The organism is Amycolatopsis sp. A133 (assembly GCF_031082405.1).
Classification (GTDB): domain Bacteria; phylum Actinomycetota; class Actinomycetes; order Mycobacteriales; family Pseudonocardiaceae; genus Amycolatopsis.
Genome location: NZ_JAVHJU010000006.1, coordinates 62,642 through 71,404, shown reverse-complemented (window position 1 = coordinate 71,404; position 8,763 = coordinate 62,642). Strand labels below are relative to the sequence as shown.

The 8,763-nt window shown below is 70.9% G+C and carries 9 protein-coding genes; 7 read left to right on the top strand and 2 right to left on the bottom strand.

Going from position 1 to position 8,763, the window contains the following annotated elements; all coding sequences use genetic code 11:
• Nucleotides 1–82: 82 nt before the first annotated feature.
• Entirely contained in the window at nt 83–595 is a 513-nt protein-coding gene (locus Q5425_RS08145; protein ID WP_308671502.1) for a DUF1707 domain-containing protein, read from the bottom strand.
• A gap of 107 nt (nt 596–702) precedes the next feature.
• Between Q5425_RS08145 and xerD the strand changes: the two genes are divergently transcribed.
• From xerD to Q5425_RS08110, 7 genes are all read left to right on the top strand, one after another.
• The gene (xerD, locus tag Q5425_RS08140) at nt 703–1,605 is read left to right on the top strand and encodes a site-specific tyrosine recombinase XerD (RefSeq protein WP_308671508.1); all 903 of its coding nucleotides are present in this window, start codon (nt 703–705) and stop codon (nt 1,603–1,605) included.
• A gap of 147 nt (nt 1,606–1,752) precedes the next feature.
• Nucleotides 1,753–2,724 (top strand): ParA family protein, encoded by a 972-nt coding sequence (locus Q5425_RS08135; protein WP_308671501.1) that lies wholly within the window; start codon nt 1,753–1,755, stop codon nt 2,722–2,724.
• Entirely contained in the window at nt 2,721–3,134 is a 414-nt protein-coding gene (locus Q5425_RS08130; RefSeq protein ID WP_308671500.1) for a cobyrinic acid a,c-diamide synthase, read from the top strand. The genes Q5425_RS08135 and Q5425_RS08130 overlap by 4 nt, the downstream gene beginning before the upstream one ends.
• Nucleotides 3,134–4,036, top strand: coding sequence for a segregation/condensation protein A (locus Q5425_RS08125; RefSeq protein WP_308671499.1), 903 nt, complete (start codon nt 3,134–3,136; stop codon nt 4,034–4,036). Before Q5425_RS08130 ends, Q5425_RS08125 begins: the two co-directional genes overlap by 1 nt.
• The gene (gene scpB / locus Q5425_RS08120) at nt 4,033–4,893 is read left to right on the top strand and encodes an SMC-Scp complex subunit ScpB (protein WP_308671498.1); all 861 of its coding nucleotides are present in this window, start codon (nt 4,033–4,035) and stop codon (nt 4,891–4,893) included. The genes Q5425_RS08125 and scpB overlap by 4 nt, the downstream gene beginning before the upstream one ends.
• Nucleotides 4,880–5,632, top strand: a complete 753-nt coding sequence (locus Q5425_RS08115; RefSeq protein ID WP_086848010.1) for a pseudouridine synthase — start codon at nt 4,880–4,882, stop codon at nt 5,630–5,632. Before scpB ends, Q5425_RS08115 begins: the two co-directional genes overlap by 14 nt.
• A gap of 98 nt (nt 5,633–5,730) precedes the next feature.
• Nucleotides 5,731–7,572, top strand: a complete 1,842-nt coding sequence (locus Q5425_RS08110) for a Xaa-Pro dipeptidyl-peptidase (RefSeq protein WP_308671497.1) — start codon at nt 5,731–5,733, stop codon at nt 7,570–7,572.
• On the opposite strand, the gene Q5425_RS08105 is transcribed toward Q5425_RS08110, so the two are convergent.
• Nucleotides 7,569–8,762, bottom strand: coding sequence for a cation:proton antiporter (locus Q5425_RS08105; RefSeq protein ID WP_308671496.1), 1,194 nt, complete (start codon nt 8,760–8,762; stop codon nt 7,569–7,571). The two genes, Q5425_RS08110 and Q5425_RS08105, sit on opposite strands and share 4 nt — an antisense overlap.
• Nucleotide 8,763: the final 1 nt, after the last annotated feature.

The following is an 8,763-nucleotide window of genomic DNA, read 5'->3' as shown; positions in this document are numbered from 1 at the left end:
TGTGGCGTTCGGTGCGTCCAACGCACCGAACGCCACATTGGGTGCGTTGGACGCAACCAACGCCACATTGGGGCGCTTGGGGCTAGGGGCGCAGGGGGCGGCCTTCGGCGTCCATGCCGCCGTTGGCCAGGAGCACGATGCCGTCGATGATCGGCCAGATCGCGCCGAAGCCGAAGGTGATCATGCAGACGAACAGCTGCAGCAGGGCGAGGCCGATCTGGCCGGTGTAGAACCGGCCGACGCCGAACGGCAGCACGATCTGGAGCACCCCGGCCACCGTCTTCGACCGGTGCGAGTACGGCACGGGCATCGCCGGCGCGTACGGCACCGGCGCGGGCACCGGGGGCGGCGCGTACACGTGCATCGGCATCGGCATCGGTGTGGGCATCGTCGGCGACCCGAAGAACCCCGGGTGCGGCGGCGGCAGGTCGCGGAACAGCGGCCGCAGGTCGCCGAGCGTCGCCGCCGCGTAGGCGTCCGTCACCCGGGTCTCGTACTCGTCCGGCGTGATCCGGCCCATGCCGAAGTGATCGGCGAGCAGTCTCGCCGCTTCCTCGCGCTCGGCCGTCCCGATGCGAAGCTCGTCGGACCCCATGGCTCCAAGGTAACCGCGTCCGGGACCGAACGGGGTTTCTGCCGGGTCACGAGCCTCGGGCGGCCTAAGGTGACGGCGTGGCCTCCAGCCCGCACAGCACGGCCGACGTGATCGCCGCGTACCTCGACCACCTGGTCGTCGAACGCGGGACCGCGCGCAACACCCTGGACAGCTACGCCCGCGACCTGCGCCGGTACGCCGCGCACCTGGACGGCCTGGGCATCGCGAAGATCGCCGACGTGACGTCCGCGCACGTCACCGCCTTCGGCGCCGCCTTGCGCGAGGGCGACGACGAGCACCAGCCGCTCGCCGCGTCGTCGGCCGCCCGTGCCCTGGTCGCCGTGCGGGGCCTGCACAGGTTCGCGCACGCCGAGGGCCTCACCGAGCACAACCCGGCCCGCGAAGTCCGGCCGCCGACGCCGGCGAAGCGGCTGCCCAAGGCGCTGCCGGTCGACGACGTGCTGCGGCTGCTGGAGACCCCGCCCTCCGACGGTGAGCGCGCGCTGCGCGACCGGGCCCTGCTGGAACTGCTCTACTCCACCGGCGCCCGCATCTCCGAGGCGGTCGGCCTGGACGTCGACGACGTCGACGACGCCGAGCGGACCGTGCTGCTCGACGGCAAGGGCGGCAAGCAGCGGCTGGTCCCGATCGGGCGCCCCGCGCTCGCCGCGCTGCACGCCTACACCGTCCGCGCCCGGCCGGCGCTCGCCGCCCGCGGCCGCGGCACGCCGGCCCTGTTCCTCAACGCCCGCGGCAGCAGGCTGTCGCGCCAGAGCGCGTGGCAGGTCCTCAAGGACACCGCCGGCCGGGCGGGCATCACCGCCGTCGTCTCGCCGCACACGCTCCGCCACTCCTTCGCCACGCACCTGCTCGAAGGCGGCGCCGACGTCCGCGTGGTCCAGGAACTGCTCGGCCACGCCTCGGTGACGACGACCCAGGTGTACACGCTGGTCACGGTCAACACCTTGCGCGAGGTGTACGCGACGGCGCACCCGCGGGCCTTGGGCTAGACGGCCCTAGAAAGCGTCAAGGGCCTTCGTAGCCTGCACCGACGGTCGAGTGACATTGCCCCCTCGGGTCCGGCGCGTTGCTTTGCCGGGGCTCCGACTCCGGACATAGGCTGCGGCGGACGCTGACGAACAAGGAGCTTTCGCGCCATGTCGACACCGAACCAGCCGGCCGTATCGGCCGAGTCCGCCGGGTCGGCGGCGGCGAACCTCAGCCAGGTCACCATCGCGACACCCGCCGACCACGACGGCGACGAGCAGCCGGAGCGCAACGGCAAGAAGGTGAAGCTCGAGGGCATCGGACCGACCGGCCGCCCGATCCGCGAGCACCCCGATCCGGCGCCGCTGGACAAGCACGGCCCGGCCAAGATCATGGCGATGTGCAACCAGAAGGGCGGCGTCGGCAAGACGACGTCGACCATCAACCTGGGCGCCGCCCTCGCCGAGTACGGCCGCAAGGTGCTGCTCGTCGACTTCGACCCGCAGGGCGCGCTCGCCGTCGGCCTCGGCATCCAGCCGCACGAGCTGGACCAGACGGTCTACAACGCCATCATGGAGCGCTCGGTCAGTGCCACCGACGTGCTGATGAAAACCCGCGTCGAGGGCGTTGACCTGCTGCCGAGCAACATCGACCTGTCCGCCGCGGAGGTCCAGCTCGTCGCCGAGGTAGGGCGCGAACACACGTTGTTACGGGTCCTGCGTCCGGTCATGAACGACTACGACTATGTTCTTGTCGACTGCCAGCCCTCGCTCGGCTTGCTCACGGTGAACGCGCTGACCGCCGCGGACGGCGTGATCATCCCGCTGGAGTGCGAGTTCTTCAGTCTGCGAGGCGTCGCCCTCCTGATCGACACCATCGAGAAGGTCCAGGAACGCCTCAACCCCAAACTGGACATAGTCGGGATTCTCGCCACCATGTACGACCCGAGAACCCTGCATTCGAAGGAGGTCATGGCTCGCGTGGTGGAGGCATTCGGCGAGACCGTGTTCGACACGGTCATCAACCGCACGGTGCGGTTCCCCGAGACGACGGTCGCGGGTGAGCCGATCACGACCTGGGCGCCCAAGTCGGCCGGCGCGGCGGCGTACCGCCAGCTGGCCCGCGAGGTGATCGCTCGGTGAGCAGGCGCGCCTCCCTGCCCGGAGCGTCGGAACTGTTCCGCATCACCTCCAGTCCCGCTCTCGATCTCCCTCCCCAGCCGCCGCAGGCACCCCCCGAGCCCGCCGAAAAGGCCAAGCCCGCGGGCAACGGCCGCACCGAGCAGCTCGCCCGCAGTGCGGCCCCGCACGGGTCCGGCCGGACCAAGCACGACGCCAAGATCACCGTGTACGTCTCCGGCGACGAGCTCGTCGCCATGGAGCAGGCCCGGCTGACGCTGCGCGCGAAGCACGACCTGGTCGTCGACCGGGGCCGGCTGGTCCGCGAGGCCGTCGCGGTGCTGCTGGCCGACTTCGACCAGAACGGCGAGGAATCGGTGCTGGTCCAGCGGCTGCGGGTGGTCGGCTCAGACGGCGGCGAAACCGAGGGCTGATGGACGAGCCGGCACCGGCTCCGGAGGAACAGGTACCCGAACCGCACCAGACGGTGCACGGCGGGATGATCCCCGAAGGCGTCAACACCGAAGAACTGAGCACGTCGAAGTTCAAGGTGCGGCTGGCCAACTTCGAAGGGCCGTTCGACCTGCTGCTGCAGCTGATCTCGCAGCACCAGCTCGACGTCACCGAAGTGGCGTTGCACCGGGTCACCGACGACTTCATCGCGTACACGCGCGCGCTGGGCACCGACTGGAACCTCGACGAGACGACGGAGTTCCTGGTCATCGCGGCCACGCTGCTGGACCTCAAGGCGGCGCGGCTGCTGCCCTCGGCCGAGGTGGAGAGCGAAGACGATCTCGCGCTGCTCGAAGCCCGCGACCTGCTGTTCGCGCGGATCCTGCAGTACCGCGCGTACAAGCAGGTGGCGGCGCTGTTCGGTGAGCTGGAGCAGAACGCGCTGCGGCGCTACCCGCGGTCGGTGGCGCTGGAGGACCGGTTCATCGGGCTGCTGCCCGAGGTGATGCTGGGCGTGACGCCGGCGAAGTTCGCCGACATCGCGGTGGCGGTGTTCCGCCCGAAGCCGCCGCCGACGGTCTCGATCGCCCACATCCACATGGGCCGCATTTCGGTGCGCGAGCACGCGGCGATACTGCGGGTGATGCTGGCCGAACGCGGCCAGGCGACGTTCGGCGAGCTGGTCGACGACTGCGAGCACACGGTGGAGATCGTGGCGCGCTTCCTGGCCCTGCTGGAGCTCTACCGCGAGGCGACGGTCCAGTTCGAGCAGAGCGAAGCACTGGCCGAGCTGCACGTCCGCTGGACGGGCGGCTCGACGGAAGAAGCCTCCGCGGCGGCCGAGCTGGACCGCACCGCCGGAGACGAAGAGGAGTACGGGTGAGCCCCGAGAACAACGAAGTGGCCCAGCCACCCGAGCCGCCGGTCGGCGAGCCGGAGGAGGCCGCGGCGGAGCTGGCCCTGGACGAGGCCCTGTCGGGCGAGCCGGTGACCGAGGACGGCGAGCCGGTCACTCCCCTGACCGAGGAGGCCCCGGCACTTTCACGTGAAAGTGCCGCTTCGGACGCGGAGCTTTCACGTGAAAGCTCCGTTCCCGAGGCCGCACTTTCACGTGAAAGTGCGGAGGCGGAGGCGGAGGGTGGGGGCGCCGAGTCGGATCTGGTCGCCGCCGGGGATGCCGACTCCGTGCCCGACGTCACCTCCGACGAGACCCTCGAAGCCGCGCTCGAGGCCCTTCTCCTCATCGTCGACTCGCCCGCGAGCGAAGAACTCCTCGCCGACACCCTCGGCCAGCCCAAGTCGCGGATCGTCGTCGCGCTGCGGACCATGGCGCAGAAGTTCACCGACCGGGCGTCCGGGATCGACCTGCGGCGCGTCGGCGAAGGGTGGCGGTTCTACACTAGGGACGTCTATGCCCCGTTCGTGGAGAAGCTCCTGCTGGACGGCCAGCGGTCGAAGCTGACCCGGGCCGCGCTGGAGAGCCTCGCCGTGATCGCGTACCGGCAGCCGGTGACCCGGGCCAGGGTTGCCGCGGTGCGCGGCGTGAACGTGGACGGCGTGATCCGGACGCTGCTCGCGCGCGGCCTCATCGAAGAGATGGGGACCGATCCCGAGACGACCGGCACGCTGTACGTGACGACCGAGCTGTTCCTGGAGCGACTGGGGCTGTCGTCACTGAACGACCTGCCCGCCATCGCTCCGTTGCTACCCGAAGTGGACACCATCGATGACATCCAGTGAACACCCCGACGGCGTCCGGCTGCAGAAGGTGCTGTCGCAAGCCGGGGTCGCCTCCCGGCGCGCGGCGGAAGACCTGATCGTCGCCGGCCGGGTCGCGGTGGACGGCGAGGTCGTCACCGAGCTGGGCCGCCGCGTCGACCCGGACGCCGCGATCATCCACGTCGACGGCACCCGCGTGAACCTGCGCGACGACCTGATCTACCTCGCCCTGAACAAGCCCAAGGGCGTGCACTCGACGATGTCGGACGACCGCGGGCGCCCGTGCGTCGGCGATTACCTGCGCGGCCGCTACGAGGAGACGCCCGGCGTCGTGCACGTCGGACGGCTCGACGAGAACACCGAAGGCCTGCTGCTGCTGACCAACGACGGCGACCTCGGCCACCGGCTGATGCACCCGTCCTACCGGGTGCTCAAGACCTACCTCGCCGAGGTCGACGGGCTGGTCCCGCGCGGGCTCGGCAAGGAGCTGCGCAAGGGCTGGGAGCTGCCGGACGGCATCGTCAAGGTCGACCAGTTCCGGGTCAAGGACATGCACTCCGGCAAGTCGCTGGTCGAGCTGGTGATCCACGAGGGCAAGAAGCACATCGTGCGCCGCCTGCTCAAGGACACCGGGCACCCGGTGCTCAAGCTGGTCCGCACCGCGGTCGGCGACGTCCAGCTCGGCAACCAGCGCGTCGGCTCGATCCGGCGGCTGACGAAGACCGAGGTGGGCGCGCTTTACCGGAACGTCGAGCTCTGACCCTGCTTTTCGGGGTTCCGGGTGGCGAAGCCCCGGGTTGTCACAGTCCCGACTTTCCGCCGTAGTGCGGGAGCGCCCGCGCCTGCCAGCGTGAGCGCATGCGATCCGGTCTGGTACTGCTCGCGTTCATCCTCTTCTCGACGGTCACGCCCGGGGCGGCGCACGCGGCGCCCCGGGCCAGCGAACCAGTTTACGACTACGCGTCGGCGATCCGGGAGACGGTCTGGGTCGACATCGGCCGCGACGGCGACGGCGACGGCCGCCCCGACCGGGTTGCCGCCGACATCGTGCGCCCGGGCGAAGCGACTTCGCGCGTGCCCGTGATCATGGACGCCAGCCCGTACTACTCGTGCTGCGGGCGCGGCAACGAGAGCGAGCTCAAGTCGTACGACAGCGCCGGGAGACCGGTGAAGTTCCCGCTGTTCTACGACAACTACTTCGTGCCGCGCGGCTACGCGGTGGTGCTGGTCGACCTGGCCGGGACCAACCGCTCGGCGGGCTGCGCGGACGTCGGCGGCGCCTCGGACGTCGATTCGGCGCGCAAGGTCGTCGACTGGCTCAACGGCCGCGCCACCGGCTACAGCGCGAAGACCGGCGGCAGCGCGGTGACCGCCGGCTGGAGCACCGGGAACGTCGGGATGATCGGCAAGTCCTACGACGGCACGATCGCCAACGGCGTCGCGGCGACCGGCGTCGCCGGGCTGAAGACCATCGTCCCGATCGCGGCGATCAGCTCCTGGTACGACTACTACCGCTCCGACGGCGCCACCTTCGGCTTCAACCCGGCGGGCCTCGCGCAGACGGTCGAAGCCCGCAACTCCGGTCAGAACTGCTCGGCGCAGAACCAGGTCCTGACGACCGGCGCCACCGCGAACGGCGACTACGGGCCGCTCTGGGCGGACCGGGACTACGTCAGGCGGGCGAGCAACGTGCGGGCCAGCGTGCTGCTGTCCCACGGTGTCAACGACCTCAACGTCAAGACCATCCACTTCGGACAGTGGTGGGCCGCGCTGAACGTCGAGAAGAAGATCTGGCTCGCGCAGACCGGGCACGTCGACCCGTTCGACTACCGGCGGGCGGACTGGGTCGACCTGCTGCACCGGTGGTTCGACCACTACCTGCTGGGCATCGACAACGGCGTCCAGAACGGCCCGGTGGCCAGCGTCGAGCGGCAGCCGGACCGGTGGGTGGACCAGTCCGCGTACCCGGCGGCGAACGCGGTCGCGACGACGCTGCGGCCGGGGGTGTCCGGCACGCTGGGCACCTCGCCGTCGTCCGGCACCGCGTCCTTCACCGACAACCCGAGCGTCGGCGAAGACACCTGGGTGACGAACCCGGGCAGTGCCGCGCTGGCCTACTCGACCGGCGCGCTGGCGGCCGACCTGCAGGTGTCCGGGACAGCTTCGGTGACGGTGACGGCCACGCCGAGCACACCGTCGGCGCGGGTCTCGGCGCTGCTCGTGGACCTCGGCCCGGCGACGATCCGCAACTTCGCCGGGAGCGGCGAGGGGATCAAGACGGGAACGGCGGAGACGTGCTGGGGCTCGTCGACGTCCGGCGACGACGCGTGTTACCGCGTGGCGTCGGCGGACGTGAAGAAGGTGAACTACACGATCCTCAGCCGCGGCTGGGCCGACCTGGCGAACTACGCTTCCCTTTCCCAGGAACGGGTGTTGCTCCCCGGCACGGCGTACACGATGACGTTCCGCCTGGCGTCGACCGACCACATCGTGCCCCGCGGCCACGCGCTGGCGCTGATCATCGGCGGCACGGACGGCAGCTTCATCCGCGGACCGGCGCAGCCGGGCCGGGTGACGCTGGACCTGGCGCGGACGTCGGCCTCGGTCCCGCTGGCGGGTGTGCTGCCCGCGGCCACAACCCACCCGGCCCCGGCCGGCGGCGAGCACGTGCCGTCGGCGGGCCGGGCGGACCTGGGCTAGCTCGCCTCGACCGGGGCTGTCTTCGGCGCCGACTTGCGTTGCAGGGCGCGGACGACCGGCTCGACGACGCGTGCCGCCGTCGGGCCGAGGATGGCCATCAGCAGGACGTACGCCGTCGCCAGTGCCGCCAGTTCACCGGAGACCGCGCCCGCCGTCACCGCCAGCCCGGCGATGACGATCGAGAACTCGCCCCTCGCGACCAGCGCCGCGCCGGCGCGAGCCCGGCCCATCTTCCCGATGCCCTGCCGGCGGGCCGCCCACCAGCCGGTGCCGACCTTCGTCAGCGTCGTGATCACGGCCAGCACCACGGCCCAGCCGAGCACCGGCGGGATCGACGCCGGGTTCGTGTTGAGCCCGAAGACCACGAAGAACACCGCGGCGAACAGGTCCCGCAGGGGTTCGAGCAGGTGCGTCGCGTTCTCCGCCGTCGACCCCGAGATCGCGATGCCCAGCAGGAACGCGCCGACCGCGGCCGACACCTGCATCGCCGACGCCAGCCCGGCCACCAGCAGCGCCGCGCCGAGCACCTTGAGCAGGAACACCTCGCGGTCGGGGCTGTCCACCGCGGCCGAGACGTACCGGCCGAACTTCAGCGCGATCACGAGCACCACGGTGATCACCAGCAGCGAGATCCCGACGGCCTCCATGCCGCCCAGCAGCGAGACCCCGCCCAGCACCGCGGTGAGGATCGGCAGGTAGAGCGCCATCACCAGGTCCTCGAACACGAGGATCGACAGCACCACCGGCGTCTCGCGGTTGCCGAGGCGGCCGAGGTCGCCGAGCACCTTCGCGACGATCCCGGACGACGAGATGTACGTGACGCCCGCCATCACCATGGCCCCGACCGGGCCCCAGCCCAGCAGCAGCGCGACGGCCGCGCCGGGAACGGCGTTGAGGACGATGTCGAGCAGGCCCGCCGTCCAGGACCGGCGCAGCCCGGTGAACAGCTCGGCCGCGGAGTACTCGAGGCCGAGCAGCAGGAGCAGGAGCACGACGCCGATTTCGCTGGCCAGGTGCGTGAAGCCGCCGATGTCGGTCAGCGGGATCAGGCCGCCGGAGCCGAAGCAGAGGCCGCCGAGCAGGTAGAGCGGGATGGGGGAGAGGCCGATCTTGCCGGCCAAGCGCCCGAGTGCGCCCAGCACGAAGAAGACCGCCCCCAGTTCGATCAGGGACAGCGCGGTGTGGTCCATC